The 16,670-nt window shown below is 48.4% G+C and carries 11 protein-coding genes; 4 read left to right on the plus strand and 7 right to left on the minus strand.

All coding sequences use genetic code 11. The features are described 5' to 3' along the window. Positions 1-46 precede the first annotated feature (46 nt). Positions 47-2,089 carry a methyl-accepting chemotaxis protein gene (locus OIR97_RS07590; protein ID WP_169544967.1) on the minus strand — a complete coding sequence of 681 codons (2,043 nt, stop codon included), beginning with the start codon at positions 2,087-2,089 and terminating at the stop codon, positions 47-49. A gap of 312 nt (positions 2,090-2,401) precedes the next feature. Then, the gene (locus OIR97_RS07595) at positions 2,402-5,371 is read right to left on the minus strand and encodes a bifunctional [glutamine synthetase] adenylyltransferase/[glutamine synthetase]-adenylyl-L-tyrosine phosphorylase (protein ID WP_169544968.1); all 2,970 of its coding nucleotides are present in this window, start codon (positions 5,369-5,371) and stop codon (positions 2,402-2,404) included. A gap of 92 nt (positions 5,372-5,463) precedes the next feature. On the opposite strand from OIR97_RS07595, the gene OIR97_RS07600 reads away from it, so the two are divergent. Further along, positions 5,464-8,667, plus strand: coding sequence for a YhdP family protein (locus OIR97_RS07600; protein ID WP_169544969.1), 3,204 nt, complete (start codon positions 5,464-5,466; stop codon positions 8,665-8,667). 20 nt (positions 8,668-8,687) lie between these two features. Here the strand turns inward: OIR97_RS07600 and tyrS are convergent, their stop codons facing one another. Next, positions 8,688-9,941, minus strand: a complete 1,254-nt coding sequence (tyrS, locus tag OIR97_RS07605; protein WP_169544970.1) for a tyrosine--tRNA ligase — start codon at positions 9,939-9,941, stop codon at positions 8,688-8,690. A gap of 94 nt (positions 9,942-10,035) precedes the next feature. On the opposite strand from tyrS, the gene OIR97_RS07610 reads away from it, so the two are divergent. Beyond that, positions 10,036-11,136, plus strand: coding sequence for an anhydro-N-acetylmuramic acid kinase (locus OIR97_RS07610; RefSeq protein ID WP_169544971.1), 1,101 nt, complete (start codon positions 10,036-10,038; stop codon positions 11,134-11,136). A 23-nt stretch (positions 11,137-11,159) separates the two neighbouring features. On the opposite strand, the gene modC is transcribed toward OIR97_RS07610, so the two are convergent. From modC to OIR97_RS07630, 4 genes are all read right to left on the minus strand, one after another. Further along, complete coding sequence (modC, locus tag OIR97_RS07615; protein ID WP_169544972.1) at positions 11,160-12,248, minus strand: molybdenum ABC transporter ATP-binding protein; 1,089 nt, start codon at positions 12,246-12,248, stop codon at positions 11,160-11,162. Further along, positions 12,245-12,907, minus strand: coding sequence for a molybdate ABC transporter permease subunit (gene modB / locus OIR97_RS07620; RefSeq protein WP_169544973.1), 663 nt, complete (start codon positions 12,905-12,907; stop codon positions 12,245-12,247). The genes modC and modB overlap by 4 nt, the downstream gene beginning before the upstream one ends. 24 nt (positions 12,908-12,931) lie before the next feature. Then, positions 12,932-13,741 carry a molybdate ABC transporter substrate-binding protein gene (gene modA, locus OIR97_RS07625; RefSeq protein WP_181017906.1) on the minus strand — a complete coding sequence of 270 codons (810 nt, stop codon included), beginning with the start codon at positions 13,739-13,741 and terminating at the stop codon, positions 12,932-12,934. An 87-nt stretch (positions 13,742-13,828) separates the two neighbouring features. Next, complete coding sequence (locus OIR97_RS07630) at positions 13,829-14,482, minus strand: alpha/beta hydrolase (RefSeq protein WP_169544974.1); 654 nt, start codon at positions 14,480-14,482, stop codon at positions 13,829-13,831. A gap of 214 nt (positions 14,483-14,696) precedes the next feature. On the opposite strand from OIR97_RS07630, the gene cysE reads away from it, so the two are divergent. Further along, positions 14,697-15,467 carry a serine O-acetyltransferase gene (gene cysE, locus OIR97_RS07635; protein WP_169544975.1) on the plus strand — a complete coding sequence of 257 codons (771 nt, stop codon included), beginning with the start codon at positions 14,697-14,699 and terminating at the stop codon, positions 15,465-15,467. 72 nt (positions 15,468-15,539) lie between these two features. After that, entirely contained in the window at positions 15,540-16,649 is a 1,110-nt protein-coding gene (locus tag OIR97_RS07640; protein ID WP_169544976.1) for a cysteine desulfurase family protein, read from the plus strand. Positions 16,650-16,670 lie beyond the last annotated feature (21 nt).

The following is a 16,670-nucleotide window of genomic DNA, read 5'->3' on the forward strand; positions in this document are numbered from 1 at the left end:
AAGCCCGCTTTTACCAAGCGGGCTTTCTGAACGCATTGAGTGCGGTTTAGACAGCGCGAACATCTTTCAGGAAGTTGTCAATTTCTCCCTGGAATTCTGTTGTCACGTCTTCAAGATTAGTCGCTGTTTGTTCGACCGTTACAGAAATTTCACGGGTATCAGTCGCGTTGTTCTTGATGGTACTTACACTGCTGGCAACATTCTGAGCCGCATCTGCAGCCTGTTGAACGCTACCGGAAATCTCGTTCGTTGCGGCAGATTGCTCCTCCATTGCGGCCGAAATTTCTGTGGAAATATTGCTGACGCTATCGACGATCTCACTGATTTCACTTAACACAGCGACAACCAGATTTGTTGCGTTCTGCATTTCGTGGATCTGACCGCTGATTTCCTCTGTTGCTTTTGAGGTCTGTGTTGCTAAGGATTTAACCTCGCTGGCAACCACGGCAAATCCTTTACCGGCTTCACCCGCTCTTGCCGCCTCGATCGTTGCGTTCAAGGCCAGCAGGTTGGTCTGGTTAGCGATATCCTGAATAAGATCAACGACGGTTTCAATTTTTTGTCCTGCTTCGGACAGGTCTTTTGCATAGTTGGTACCGCGATGTGTGTCGTCGACAGCCTGTTTCGTTACAGTATTTGATTTCTGAATCTGTCGGCTGATTTCCAGAATAGATGCGCTTAACTCTTCTGTTGCAGACGCGACAGAATTCACGTTTCCGCTCATCATGTTTGAACGGCTATTCACCGTCTCGGCAAGGCTGCCGCTTTCTTCAGACTGACGTTTCATTTCAGAGGAAGCATTTTTCATCTGCGAAGAGGACGAAATCAGTGTTTCCATTGCTTTCGACACCTTGGCATCGAAATTCTGAATGATATCGTTCATCCGGTTGGTTTTTTCGGTTTGCTGTTTTAGGGCACGCTCCTGATTTTCGGCTTCTTCTCTTTGCAGCTCTGCCTCTCGCTTGCGTTGTTCTTCTTCTGCGCGCAGCTGTTCCAGTTTCGCTTTTTCGTTTGCTTCGGTCAGGCGAATATTCTCGACAGCGTTATTGCGGAAAACTTCCAAAGCTTTGGCCATGTTCCCGATTTCGTCTTCTCGGTTCAACCCAAATACTTCGGTTTCCAAATCACCTCCTGAAATCGTTTTCATGGTATCACCAACGGCTGACAGCAGGGCCCGAAGGCCTTGCGCAATTAATCCGGTGACAATCACCATGAGAAGCCCGGCAATTCCAATCGCCCCGAATAGAGAATAAGTGATGGTCGTCGCCGTCGATTGGGTTTCCAGGCGTTTTGCCGCAGCATATTCATTAAGAGAGGATTCTAGAGCTTTGACGCTCTCTTGAGTGGTGTTAGAGATCCCTTCGAGATTTGATATCTGTTCGCGCAATGTTATCCAGCCTGCGGCCATCGCATCAAACGTTTGTTTGTAGGTGGTCATCGCATCAATTAGTTTCTGTTTCTCATCAGCCGAAAACGACGTTCCTGCCAGTTGCGCCTGAAACTCTTCAAACCGGGTTGCAAGACGGCCGACATATTTGGGATCAAAACGAAGAAGGAAGTCTTTTTCATGACGGCGCATCATCAGCATTGTCACGGTTAGAGTATCGCTATTGGATTGTTTCAGCAAATCTTCGATACTACGGACTGCATTTCTCGCCTCTCCTTGAAGTCCGCTTTTTTCACTTAGGCCGACCTGCTGGAATGTTGACACTGTTTCGTTAAATGCAGTTGCATATGTGTTAATGTTGTTTTTTAGGTCGGAAATCTGTTCTGCATAGTCAGAATCAGATAAGCGTGTCTCAAAGGTTTCTATAAGGGCATCGATATTGCGTATGGTTAGAATGTGTTTCTCCGAATCTTCTAAATCTCCATGGAGAATGAAATCCTTTTCCTCTGTGCGAGCCTCCAACATTAACCGTTCCAGTTCCTGTGTCAGGCTAAGACTTTCTCGAACGCCCAAATAGTCTTGTTGGTTTTCAATGTTCTTGTTCGTTCCAATGAAAAAGATGGCGGCGATAATAATGAGACCTACCAAGGTGATTATCAATGGTAGAAACAATTGATTTCTAAGTGAGAGATTTTTGAACACAGCGATTCACCCAATTTAAAACTTCCTAATATTAGTCTATTTAGACTATTAGAGATTAAGGAAACCTTTAAATTTTTGATAAATTTGGGTAATTGTGAAAACACTCATTGAATAGGCAGGTTTCAAACAGTAAACCGAGTTTAGTGAGGAGGTTTTTGGTAAATATAGGAAATAAATCAAAACTCTGAGGTCTTTATATTTTTAACGTTCTTCTTTGTTTTTACAATGAACACCGAAGAAAATTATATAGTTGCAAGTAATACTACCGAAAGAAGAATTGTGAGCGTTACCGCACTGAAAATTCGGGTTTTCTTATTCTGATTTTATTACTTTTGAGAAGAGAGCTGTGATTAAAGTCTGTTTTTTCACCACGGTGTCACATAAGTCTTTAAAATCATGGCAGTTGACGGCTGCGGCCAGTGCCGTTTTTAACGGACTGGGTATGGCATCCGTCACAATCCGATCTTTTAGAGACAGGCGGATCAGCCCTTGAAGATTAAGGTAAAACTTCATGGTATCACTCAGGGTCTGGGTGTCCTCCTGGTTCAGAATATTGGCTTTGTTCAACGCCTCAATGCTCTCGATTGTATTCGGTGATAATACTTCCGGGTGGTTATGTCCGTGCACAAGTTTCAGGAACTGGCAAATGAACTCCAGATCCATAATACCTCCAGGATGGTGTTTTAGAGCCCAGACCGGTTTGCTGGAATGCTCTTTATGAAGTCTGTTCTGCATTGATTGCACATCGCGTGAAATCTGCGCACGGTCGCGCGGCAACGATAATATTCTTAATAAGGCGGCATCCGCTTTTTCAATACACTCCCAATCCCCAGCAACAGCGCGAGCGCGGGTTAAGGCTAAATGCTCCCATGTCCAGGCATCTTGTCGATAATATTTCTCAAACCCTTCGAGGCTGAGGGCGAGGGGGCCAGACTTTCCATGTGGGCGCAGGCGCATGTCGACTTCGTAAAGTGCTCCCTCGCCAGTGAGGGCACTTAAACTGTTGATTAAGCGCTGGCTTAACCGGGTATAGAATAAACCTGCGGGAATTGGCTTTTTGCCATCAGTCATCGTTGTTTCGCTGGGCGCATCAAACACAAAGATCAAGTCTGCGTCTGAGCGCGGGGTCATTTCCCGGCTACCGAGCTTACCTGCAGCTATGACTGCAAAACTGCCGTTGGGGACGGTTCCGTGTTTTAATTCCAGTTCCTGTTCGACGCGCGGCAACAGGCTAGAGAGGACAACTTCGGCAAGGCGGGTGAGAGCGGCGCCCGCAGCAACCGTTGCGCCAAGATTACTGCCATGTTCAATATTATGGAGGATCTGCACACCAACCCGGAATTTCAGATCATTGAGCCAACGTCGAGAAAAGTCCAGAATGTCCTGAAAATCCCGGGCAGTCGACAGCATTAATTCCAGATCCTGCTGTAATTCATATTTGTCCGGGATTGGGTCCATGAAATCAGAGGATATTACACCATCTAACAGCAATGGATTATGGGCCAGTCGATCCGCCAGGTCTGGCGCCATTCCCATGATTTTGGCGACAAGTTTCAGCAGGCTTGGATGAGCACTGAACAGGGAAAAAAGCTGAACGCCCGATGGCAGTTTCTTCAGGAATGAATCAAATCGTAGAAATGCTGCATCTGGATTGGCGTTGTCGGCTAAATCTTCCAGAATGGTCGGCACCAATTTTGTCAGTAATTGCTGTGCCCGCACTGTTCTGGTGCAGCGGTAGCGGCCGTGATGCCATTCGCGAATAAGCTGATTAACTCTTTGCGGTTCTTCATATCCAAGACTGTTTAGCGAGGCCAATGTTTCCGGGTCGTCGTCTGATCCGGTAAAAACCAGTCGCAAGCTTGGCCCGTCTGTCTCTTCTTCAAACTTGAAAAGGTTATCGTAATGGGTTTTGACAGTTTGCAGCGTTGTTTTCAACATGTCTCGAAATTCATCGGGATTGTCATATCCCATGAAAACACCCAGTTTATTCAGGCTTTTTGTGTCAGCGGGTAGTAATTGCGTTTGTTCGTCATGGATCATCTGCAGGCGATGTTCCAGCGTCCTTAAAAAGACATAGGCATTTTGAAGATCCTCTTTAACGGTGTCGGTTGTTTTTCCGGCATCTGTAAGATCTTGAAGCGTCACCATTGTGGACGGGGATCGAAGGGCAGGGTTTCTGCCCCCTTCAATAAGCTGTTGAGTTTGACAAAAGAACTCGATCTCCCGAATGCCACCTCGGCCGATTTTAATATTATGGCCATCCAGTGATATATCTGCGAAGCCTTTATGAGCATGGATCTGCGACTTGATCGCCTGAATGTCGGCAATGGCAGCAAAATCCAGAAATTTGCGCCAAACAAAGGGTTTTAAAAACTCGATAAATTCTTCACCCGCATGGATATCACCGGCAATGGGTCTGGCCTTGATCATGGCGGCCCGTTCCCAGTTTTGCCCCTGACTTTCGTAATAAGTATGTGCGGCAGCAAGGGAGAGGGCAATAGGCGTCGCGCCTGGATCGGGGCGCAGGCGTAGATCGGTTCTAAAGACATATCCATCGGCTGTCCGTTCCTGCATCATTTTGATGAGATTACGGGTCATGCGGACCATACAGTCGCCCAAGGATTTTCGGCCAGTATAGTTCAGCAAATCACTGTCAAACAGAACGATCAGGTCGATATCGCTCGAATAGTTCAGTTCCCATGCACCGAGTTTTCCCATGCCCAGGACGATCAGGCCGGATCCCAGGCAGGGGGTTTCAGGATGCGGCAGAAGGAGATCGCCTTTATCATGGGCGCTGCGTAATTGTTGGGAAAAGCAGGCTTCTACCGCATAGCTGGCAAAATCTGCAAGTGTTCTGGTGATTTTTTCCAGCGGCCAAACAGATGAAATGTCAGTAATGGCGGTCAGCAATGCGATTTGTTTTTTCGCGCCTCGCAAGATTGACATGACCTGTTCCATACTACTTGTTGGAGACAGGGTTTCTTCAAGTTTATTGTAAAACCGGTCAAGTGTGTCGTCCGGCCCATCCGTCAGGATTTCGATAAAAAACTGAGGATCCGAGAGCAGGCAATGGGATAAATAAGGACTGTTCCCAAAAATTGCAGCCAACAAAGATTGAACGGCCTTTATTTCGCCATATTTTCGGGCAAACTCTTCAATACTAGAATTGGTTTTTATTTTGTCCGACCAATTGTCCATTCCAACTTTCAGATATTCTTCATTACCCGGGTTAGGAAGGGACATAAATTCCTGAATGAGTTTCAGTTTTTCCGTGTCAGGCATGTTCTTTACGCTCGAAATCAGTCATAGTGTTTGGAATATGGCGTTGATAGCATTATCCCGTCTTGGTGAACCCTATTTGTGAATAACACGTTTTGATTAAAGCATCTGCAAAAATACTTACCCGAACTTTTTTAAGTGTGCTTGTTCTTTTGGCGCTGGTGGTGTTTCTACTGGTCGGTGCATTAAGCTATGGGCCCATATCGTTTTCTTTCGCAGCGCCCTATATCAACCAGCTGCTGGCCAGTCAGTATCCGGATATGGAATTTGGGTTTAGTGACTTACAGTTATTATGGGACAGCGAAGATAAAGATCTGGTCTTCGGTGTGAATAATGTTTCGATCAAACGCAACGACGAGCCGATTGCTCAAATCCCTGCGGTTACGGTGACGTTTAGCGGTGAAGCGCTTGTGAAAGGGCGGATTGCCCCTTCAGGTCTAGAGTTTTCAGGCCTGAAAGTCTTACTGACACGCGAAGAAAGCGGCGCCATTCGGCTCGGATACAGTTATGACGAAGAAAGATCCAATAAAGCGGTTTCAATAGATCAGCAGGATCAGGCTTCGCTTTTGGTGATCCATGATCTACTGAACAGTCTGGGAACGCGGAAATCTTCGTCCGACTTAACGGCCTATCTGGAACGGCTGGAGATATATCAATCCGGATTATTTATTGAAGATGAAAAGCTGAATAAACTGTGGCGGGTTACATCTGCCAATATGGTTATCTGGCGGACGGAAGAAGGTTTAACGGGAAGACTGCAAGGCGATGCTCATATCGGCGATGAAAGTATCAACCTGATTGCAAACGCGGCATATTCGCGGGATCGGTTCACAACAGTTGTGAATACGCGTATTACTGACTTTCCGCCCTCGATACTGGCCAAAGAAATTCCAGAATTGGACATTTTGAAAGGCATTTCGCTGCCCGTAAGCGGCGACATCAATATTTCCTTTGATCCTGCGTTTACCCCCCAGCAGGTCGGTTTCAAACTTGAAACAGGTGAGGGGCAGGTCGATATTCCCAGTCTGTATACAGCCCCCCTGAATATACAATCTGTTCGAGCCGAAGGCCATACGGCGGCGCCCTTTGATGCCATCAACCTTAATTCGGCAATTATCGAAGCAAAAGGGCGGGGCCCAACGATCACAATGAGCGGGTCTTTTGTAAACGATGCTGAAAATGGATTAGGGATGTCTATTGAGGGGTCTTTACCGAAGCTGTATGCCGACGATCTGCCTGTCTATTGGCCGTATTCCGCAGCAGTAGATGCCTATAAATGGGTGACAGCAAAAATCAAGGACGGGATCGTTCATAACACGACATTTCGGATGGATTTGCCTGCCGGCGCGATGAAAGAAGGTATTATTCCGGACGGGGCAATAGAGTTGAAGTTTTCGTTCGAAAAAGCAAGCGCGGATTATTTTGCTCCGTTGCCGAAGGTCACCGATGTTTCGGGGAATGTGGTTCTGACCGAAAAACAGATCCACATCACGGACCTGTCTGGAACACTGTTGGATATGGACTTACCCAGCGGCAATGTCCTGATCTATGATTTTGAGAAGAAAAATCAAACCGCGGATATACGGTTACAGGTAAAAGGGCAGAGCAAAAGCATCTTTGAGTTTCTGGACCGAAAGCCATTGGAGCTCGTGACAGATTATGGAATTGTTCCCGATAAGATGCAGGGAGAGGGGGTCGTCGATGCCCGTTTTGTCTTTCCTTTGCTGGATAACCTGACACTGGAAAAAGTGGTCTATGAAGCGTCAGGTAGTTTTAAAGACGCGTATATTCCGAATGTTTTTCAGGACATTAATCTGGGCGATGGTGATCTGGACGTCACTGTGTCAACAGAGGAAATCAATGTATCCGGCCCCGCCAAATTGAACGGCAACCCGGCTCAAATTCTTTTCCAGGCCTATTTGCGCGGAAAGAAAAAAGGCGTGCGTCGCTATGAGGTTCAGGCGAAACTGGACGAAACAGCCCGTCAATCACTGGGAGCCGATCTGGATTTTATAAAAGGGTCTGCCGGTGCTTCTTTAGCGGTGGATGTTCAGCCATCGGGCAAGGCGACAGGGGTAGTCACACTCAACCTTCTTGAAACCGATATTTCCTTTGACGCGTTGCATATTCATAAGCCTATTGGTGTTACGGGTCTGTTGGGGCTTCAGTTTGCAACGGACGGGACGGGAAAAACGGACCTTTCCAATGTCCGTTTATCCGCAGATCAACTTGAACTTGTTGGAAAAGGATCGTTTGATCAAGATGGATTAAGCTCGTTTGCAGTGGACAGGCTGATTGTCGGGGAAAGCGACCTTGCGCTTAATGTAAATCGTGTCGCCGCAAATGAATATGCTTTGAATGTGTCCGGGCCAGTGCTGGATTTGCGTCCTTTCGTTTTGAAAGAGAAGGTTGCGGAAGCAGACGGTATCTCAGAAAAAACTGAGGATGTCGCGGACGAGAAAGCCCTGATTTGGAATAGCAATATAAAAATTGGAACGGCTTTGTTAGCGGGCGGCGTTGCGTTAAAAAATCTGTCGGGACAATTATCGGCCAAAAATGATGTAATCCAGAAGGGCGACATTGCTGCCAGATTTACGGACGAATTCGGAATTTCATTTGCTTTACGCGAGAACAAAAACGGGCGGCAGTTTGAATTTCAGTCTGATCATGCGGGCTTGTTGTTGCGTGGGCTGGATGTCTATGACAATGCCCGTGATGGGACTCTCGAGGTTTCCGGTATGATCAATGATACCGGAGAAAACAGCCGCACCACCGGTGTCATGTCGATGAAAGAGGTTCGTATCGTGAAGGCCCCTGTATTGGGTAAAATACTGACCCTTGGCTCGCTTGGCGGAATTGTCGAACTTTTGCAAAATGACGGTATGACTTTTACGACGGTAGAAGGACCCTTCGTCTTTCAGGACGATGAGCTGTCGACAAAGGATTTTCGTGCAGTTGGATCGATCGGTATTACCTTTACGGGGAGCATTGATCAGAAACAGAAGACAATCGACGGCTTTGGGACAGTTATTCCGTCTTACACATTGAATTCAATTTTGGGGAATATTCCAATCCTTGGGCGCTTGCTGGTCGGCCGTGAAGGCGAAGGAATATTTGGCTTTTCCTATAAGGTCAAGGGAGGGTCAGATAATCCTGATATTAGTGTGAACCCTGTGTCAGCGCTTGCCCCGGGAATTTTGCGCCGCATGTTCTTTGAGCCTTGGGGAAAAGATGCGGAGGCACCGACAGTGGTTACACCAGAAGGTCAGGAAATCCGCGAAGAGGAAGGGAAGCCTTAAGCCTCCCTTCCTTCCGTCGTTCAGGCAGGCAAGATCAAATGATGCCGTTTTTTACCAGCAGACAATTTGATCCGACCTGTTTCATTGACGTCGGCTGACGTGAGTATCCGTTTTTCGTCTGCGACTTTTTCGTCATTGACCCGTGCACCGCCACCTTTGATCAATTTGCGTGCCTCAGAGCTGGACTGGGAAAGGCCAACACGGTTAAACAAAGCAAAGGCTGGAATACCTTCGTCCAGTTCCGATGTCGGAATTTCAGTCGTTGGCAAACTTTCCGCTGTTTCGCCCATTTCAAAAGTCTGACGGGCTGTCTCGGCTGCGGCAAGGGCGGCCTCCTCCCCATGGGCAAGCTTCGTGCATTCCCCCGCCAGAATTTTCTTGGCATCGTTCAGTTCCGCACCTTCGAGCGCTTCAAGCCGAGCGATTTCATCCAGTGGCAATTCGGTGAACAGACGCAGAAAACGACCAACATCGGCGTCTTCTGTGTTTCTCCAATACTGCCAGTAGTCATACGCAGAGAGCATATCTTCGTTTAGCCAGATTGCCCCGGATGCCGTTTTTCCCATCTTCGCCCCGGAGGACGTTGTCAGAAGCGGCGTCGTCAAACCATACAGATTAAAGTTATTGGTTCGGCGTCCAAGTTCAGTGCCATTGATAATGTTGCCCCATTGGTCAGAGCCGCCAATTTGCAACATGCAATCGAACCGTTTTTTCAGTTCTACAAAATCGTAGGCCTGCAGGATCATATAGTTGAATTCAAGAAAACTCAGGGATTGCTCTCGATCCAGACGGATTTTGACACTCTCAAAGCTGAGCATGCGATTGACTGAAAAGTGACGGCCATACTCTCGCAGAAACGGAATATATTCGAGCTTGGCCAGCCAGTCGTCATTATTGACCATGACGGCATCTGTCGGTCCGTCTCCGAAGGTAATGAACTTTTCAAAGACTTTTTTGATGCCGTTCATATTGTCCTGAATGCCCGCGTCATCGATCAGTGGCCTGCTTTCATCGCGGAAAGACGGGTCCCCAATTTTTGTGGTGCCACCCCCCATAAGGACAATCGGTTTATGCCCCATTTTCTGCATAAGACGCAGGATCATGATCTGCATCAGGCTACCAACGTGGAGACTGCGGGCCGTACAGTCAAAGCCGATATACGCTGTCACCGTCTTTTCATTAAAGGCGGTGTCCAATGCCTCCAGATCGGTACATTGGTGCATGTATCCACGTTCCTGGAAACTTTTCATGAAATCTGAGCGTAGGTCGGTCATATGACTATTTTTACAAATGTTGTTGAAAGGACCTGACCTGTAGCACATTATTCAGTATCTTTCCAAGTATTGGTTTTTGTGGGCAATATTCCTTATGACTAATCGACAAGAAGAAGCAATTTGGGCCGTTGGGTTGATGAGTGGCACCTCTATGGATGGGGTTGATGCGGCAATGATCCGGACGGATGGTCATACGGTATTTGAAGCGGGTCCTACCCAATCAATTTCCTACGAACCTGATTTTGCTCAGCAGTTTAAACGCTGGCTTGGCAAAAAGAACGCACCAGACGCAGTCGTTGATCATTTCACAAGGTTAAATGCCGAGGCGGTTGACGCCGTTGTAAGAAAATCGAGCGTACCAGTATCCGACATCGGAGTTGTCGGCTTCCACGGACAAACCTTGTTTCATGATGCGCCAAACGGGATCACCGTCCAGATTGGAAATGGTCAGTTGCTTGCTGATCTTACGGGTATCGATGTGGTCACCGATTTTCGTACGAATGATGTTAAATCAGGCGGCGAAGGTGCTCCTTTTGCGCCGCTTTACCATCAGGCATTGGCGACTGATCTGACCCTTCCGGTTATGGTTCTCAATTTGGGAGGCGTTGCGAATGTAAGCTATGTTGGCACCGATATACTGCTTGCATTTGATACCGGCCCCGCCAGTGCACTGATTGATGATTGGGTGCAATTGAAAGGGGGCGGCCTGTTCGATGAGGGCGGTAAAATCGCGGCCCGCGGAACAGTGGATCAAACCGCACTTGCAGGGTTGATGGACAATCCATACTTCAACAAGCCGGCACCCAAAAGCCTCGATCGCAATGATTTTTCGATGACACCAATAAAGAGCCTTTCGATAGAGGATGGGGCCGCGACGCTCACTGAATTTACAGTTCAAACAATCGCCAGGGCGCTGGATCATTGCCCAACCGTGCCAAATCGCTGGCTGGTAACCGGTGGCGGGCGGAAGAACAAGACCATGATGGAGGGCATAGCCAACGCGGTTGGTGCGGCCGTGGAGCCGGTGGAGGCCGTCGGTTGGAATGGAGATGAGTTAGAGGCAGAGGCATTTGCCTTTTTGGCTGTACGAAGCCTGAAAGGTCTTCCATTGAGCCTGCCTACGACGACCGGGGTTCCAATGCCGACAACGGGTGGTCGGCTTTTTCAGATCAGACGGGATCGTCAAGCTGGATAGCTGCCTGGCTTGCTTTCGGGCTTTTATCGACGTTCCACCATAGGGGTTCCCTTTATTTGGGCGAAAACCTGCCCCCCGACCTTAAATCCGAATTTTTTGGCTGATCTTGCAGAAATACGGGCGATTAGCTGTATATCCTCACAATCTTTCAGATGCAGGAAGACGGTTACACGCCCGTTTCCAATTTCCATAATCTGGTGGATCTGTACCTCTAGAATATTCAGAATGGTTGTTTCCGATGGATAGTCAGGGGACAGACTGACGTCCCCTGCCGAAATACGGACCCGATGGGTTTGCCCAGAGCGGCCAATCTGTCCGGGAAGGAATAGGCTTTGAGTACCGATTTTGAATTCTGTAAGAGCATCTTCCTGAATGAAATGAACCAGGTCGGCCTGCACAATTGTTGCAGGGTTCTCTTCTGAGGCGAAGGGCAGGGATGGATCACATAAAACATCTATTAAAGGGCCAGTCGTGACGACCTTACCCGCCTCCATCAAAACCATATGATCAGCAAGACGCTCAATTTCAGCAATATCATGGCTTACCAGAATAATGGGGATTGAAAGGGTTTCTTTCATCGTTTCGATATACGGGATGATGTTGTTCTTTGACTGTTTATCCAGGGCGGATAAGGGTTCATCCATCAGCAATATATCAGGATGGGTCACAAGGGCCCGTCCAATAGCAACCCGTTGTTTTTCACCGCCCGAAAGAGACACTGTTGATCGGTCCAACAGCGGCCCAAGGCCCATTAGGGAGATGATCTCTTCCAGGTTAATTGAATGACCATTTTTGGACGCTCGTTTCATCCCGTAAGTCAGGTTTTTATGGACTGTCAGGTGAGGGAAAAGAGCGCCATCCTGAAATACATAGCCGACCGACCGTTTATGGGGGGGCGTAAACTGTCCCGGTGCATTCCACACATGGCCGTGTAGAGAGAAGTGACTGTCCGGCATCTCCATGAGCCCTGCCATCCAGCGTAAGACAGAGGTTTTACCGCATCCTGAGGGGCCAAATAAAGCCGTTATCCCATGCCCGGGAAGAGTGGCTTCAAAATCCAGACGGAATTGTCCAACCTCTCCGTTAACGCGGGCGTTGATGGAACCGCTCATTGTTCTCTCCTCAGCCGTTTTTCAAGCATCATCATGAAAAGGATAACAAGGAAAGAAAAGACCAGCATTCCGGCAGAAATCATGTGGGCCTGATCCCACTCCAAGGCTTCAACATGATCATAAATGGCAATTGAAAGAACCCGTGTTTCGCCGGGAATGTTACCACCGATCATAAGGACAACACCGAACTCCCCAACTGTGTGGGCAAATCCCAATATGGCGCCGGTCAGCAGGCCTGGGCGAGCCATTGGCAAGGCAATTGAAAAAAATGCATCCAGGGGCGATGCACGCAGCGTTGCTGCCGCCTCCATTGTGCGTTCGCTTATCGCATCGAACGCGTTGCGAACCGGCTGAACAACAAAAGGCAGCGAATAAAGGATCGACCCAATCACCAGGCCTTCAAAGGTGAAGGGGAGGGTTTTGCCAAACAGGGTTTCAAAGAATTGCCCGACGGGGCTATCCGGACTAAGCAGGAGAAGAAGGTAAAAACCAAGAACGGTGGGCGGCAGAACAAGCGGTACGGCAACAAGTGCGCTGACACCTTCTTTCCACCAGGCGGTACTGCGGGATAACCACCAAGCCAGTGGTGTTCCCAGAAGCAGTAGAAAAAACGTTGTCAAACTTGCCAGTTTCACCGTAAGCCAAATGGTCTCAATCATCGACAGTCACGCAATCCTTCGCCTCTAATTTTCGCTCTTCAGATCAGTACCATACCCATACTGCTGGATAATGTCCTGACTTGTTTTAGATTTCAGGAATTCGAAAAAAGACCGTGCCGCCGGACTGTTCCTCCCTTTTTCCAGAATGGCCGCATCCTGTTTTATCGGCTTGTAGTATTCGGTCGGAACGATCCACCGGGAGCCACTATTCAGATGAATAATCTGGGAAAGCGCGACAAAGCCAGCCGTTGCATTGCGGGTCGCAACAAATTGAAAGGTTTGGCTAATATTTTCGCCCATCACAATCTTGTTTACCAGCGCTGCCGTTAGTCCAAGACTTTCAATCGCTTCAAAAGCGGCCCGGCCATAGGGGGCTGTGTTCGGGTTGGCAACAGCAAGCCTTTTGAAGGCGCTATCGGTTAAAGAGGCTGCGGGATCCTTCTGGATAAATGATGGGTCAGCACTAAATAGCGACAATTTTCCAATCGCATAGGTAAAGCGGTCATTGGCCGATGTCTGGTTTTTATTAATTAACTGATCGATCGCATTTTGGTCCGCTGACAGGAAAACCTGAAAGGGCGCGCCGTTGATGATCTGGGCGTAAAACTTCCCCGTGGAACCAAAGCTTAAGGTGACCTTTTGACCGGTACTTTGCTCAAAGGCCGCGGCAATTTTCTTGGCGGGGGCCAGAAAATTTGAAGCAACAGCGACATATAATCTGCTTGTTTGTTCTGCATTTGCCGGAAAAATAGCGCCAACAATACAAAAAACGGATAGGGCAAACAAAATGAGCCGGGACCCTGACGTGGCTGGGAATGAGACTGTTTTTTTCATACCGAACCATAAAGCGGCTGAAACGCCGGGAAAAGAAATAAAAAAAGCGCCGTATTTCAACGACGCTTTTTGCAGGGGATTAACAGCCTAGTCTTCTTCAGCGCCATTTAATCGCATGTCCAGATAGCCATCCACAGATTCCATCAGATTAGGCAGCGTTTTTTCAAAGAAGTGATCTGCGCCTTCAACTTCATCATGATGAATGGTGATACCCTTTTGAGACTGCAGTTTTTCAACAAGTTTCAACACATCCTTTTGCGGGACCTGCATATCGCGGGTACCATGAATGATAATTCCGGAAGACGGGCAAGGTGCGAGGAATGAAAAATCATACATGTTCGCGGGCGGAGCAATCGAGATAAAGCCTTCAATCTCGGGACGCCGCATTAAAAGCTGCATGCCAATCCACGCGCCAAATGAAAATCCTGCAATCCACACCGCTGGGGCATTTGGGTTATGTGTCTGCATCCAGTCGAGGGCTGCTGCGGCATCAGATAGTTCACCAATTCCCTGATCGTAGTCCCCCTGACTGCGTCCAACACCACGGAAGTTAAAACGCAGGACTGAGAAGCCCCGGTTTTTGAACGTTGTAAACTGGTGATAAACAACCTTGTTATTCATCGTTCCACCAAACTGCGGGTGAGGATGAAGGATCAAGGCGAGAGGAGCATTCGGCTCATCTGAATGGTGATATCGGCCTTCGAGGCGGCCTTCTGGTCCGTTAAAAATTACGTCAGGCATCTAAAGTCCAGGTTCCTTTGGTCCGACAAAATACTGTGCGGACGACTGTTTATGGTGTGATGAGGGTCAACAAAGTCCTGAAATTGAGCCGCAAAAGACTGCTGGTCTCCTTGACGAAACAGGCATTTGCTTATATTTCAATTTATGTCAGGTGCTTTTGTCGCGTCTCATCCGTTCCGTCATAAAGGCGGCACAATACAGAAGGAAGTAGCAAATGTTCAAGCATATTAGCGAAGATCTTGCTGGTATTATGGAAAGAGACCCGGCCGCTCGCTCTAAATTTGAGGTGGCGCTGCTCTATTCTGGCTTCCACTCAGTGCTGTTTCACCGTGTTGCTCACTGGCTCTGGAAACGGAACTGGAAGATCCTTGCACGTCTCATTTCGCAAGTGAGTCGCTTCCTGACAAATATCGAAATTCATCCAGGCGCGACGATCGGTAAGAAACTGTTTATTGATCACGGTTCCGGGGTCGTGATTGGCGAAACTGCTGAGATTGGTGACGGTGTCACGCTTTACCAAAGTGTAACATTGGGGGGTGTTTCCCCCTCCGTTGATTCTGACTCGCAACGAAATGTAAAACGGCATCCGACCCTTTGCGACAACGTAATTGTCGGGTCCGGTGCCCAGGTTTTGGGACCAATAACAGTAGGGCGTTGCGCCCGTGTCGGTGCGGCCTCGGTTGTGACGAAAGATGTTCCCGAATGTGTGACCGTAGTGGGGTCTCCTGCCCGGGCAGTTACGGGCCGAAAACACTCTGGACCAGATGAGAGATTCGCAGCTTACGGTATTGGGAACGATGAATTGCCCGATCCGGTTTTCAAAATCCTGGACGGTTTGCTGGATAAAGTTCAGTCTTTGTCGATGCGCGTTAATGAACTTGAGTCTGAATTGGATCAGGAACGAAACGCCCCTGTCCTGTTAGCCGAAGATCTGGATATCAAGATCGAAGAGGATCTTAAACCAGATCAGGATGTTAAAGGCTGACATTCTCTGAATAAATAAAATCCCCGCCATTAATGCCTTGCCGATCCTATCGGCAGGGCATATTTTCTTGTCATGAAAAAAACAGTCTATCTGGATTATAACGCGACGGCTCCCATCCGCTCGGACGTGATTACGTGTGTGTCTACGGTGATGGCCGAATGGGGCAACCCTTCCTCGGTCCATGCGGCTGGCAGAAAGGCGAGGGGGCGTGTGGAAACGGCCCGTCGTCAAGTCGCCCAATTGGTGGGCTGCAAGCCTCAGGAAGTGATATTCACATCCGGCGGCACCGAAGCCAATAATCTGGCATTGAAAGGGTTCCCTGCCCATCAATGGATTGTTAGTCGGGCCGAACACGACTCTGTATTGGCCATGGCGACGGACCATGATGTCCTTCTGGTGGATCTGGAGTCCTCTGGCAAACTTGATCTTCAGGATTTGAAAGAGAAATTAACGGCGGCCAGCGGGCTTGCACTTGTTTCTGTCATGTATGCGAATAATGAAACGGGTGTCCTGCAACCCCTCCGTGAAATTGTCGAACTTGTTCATGAATTCGGTGGCATTGTTCATACCGATGCCATTCAGGCGGCTGGGAAAATTCCGATTGATTTTAAGGCGGTAGGGGCCGACATGATGTCCTTGTCCGCTCACAAGATCGGGGGGCCTCAAGGGCAGGGCGCATTGATCGTTCGGGAAGGTTTAGCCATTAAATCAGTGCAAAAAGGGGGTGGTCAGGAACTTGGACGCCGGGGAGGGACGGAAAATGTGGCCGGAATTGCCGGTTTTGGCGTAGCGGCAGACTGGGCCTTGCAAGAGCTTTCCGGCCTGAGCGAAATTCGCGAACTGCGAGATGAAATGGAAAAAAGCATTTGCGATGCGGTGCCGGATGTCCGTATTTATGGTGTAGAACAATCAAGGCTTCCCAATACAAGCTGCCTGTCAATGCCGGGGGTTTCGGCGCAGTTGCAGGTAATGAATTTTGATTTAGAAGGCTTCGCAGTAAGCGCCGGATCAGCTTGTTCGAGCGGAAAAGTAAAGGCTAGTCACGTGCTGAGGGCGATGGGTGCAACGGAAACGGAGGCTGATCAGGCGATCCGAATTAGTTTGGGACGCTTGACGAAACGCGCTGAGATAGACACATTCATAGAAACTTGGAAAAAAATCTACCGGTCCAAGTCAAAGTAGAAACTAGATGGAGTAAGGCAC

Origin of the sequence: Sneathiella aquimaris (assembly GCF_026409565.1) — a bacterium.
Taxonomy (GTDB): domain Bacteria; phylum Pseudomonadota; class Alphaproteobacteria; order Sneathiellales; family Sneathiellaceae; genus Sneathiella; species Sneathiella aquimaris.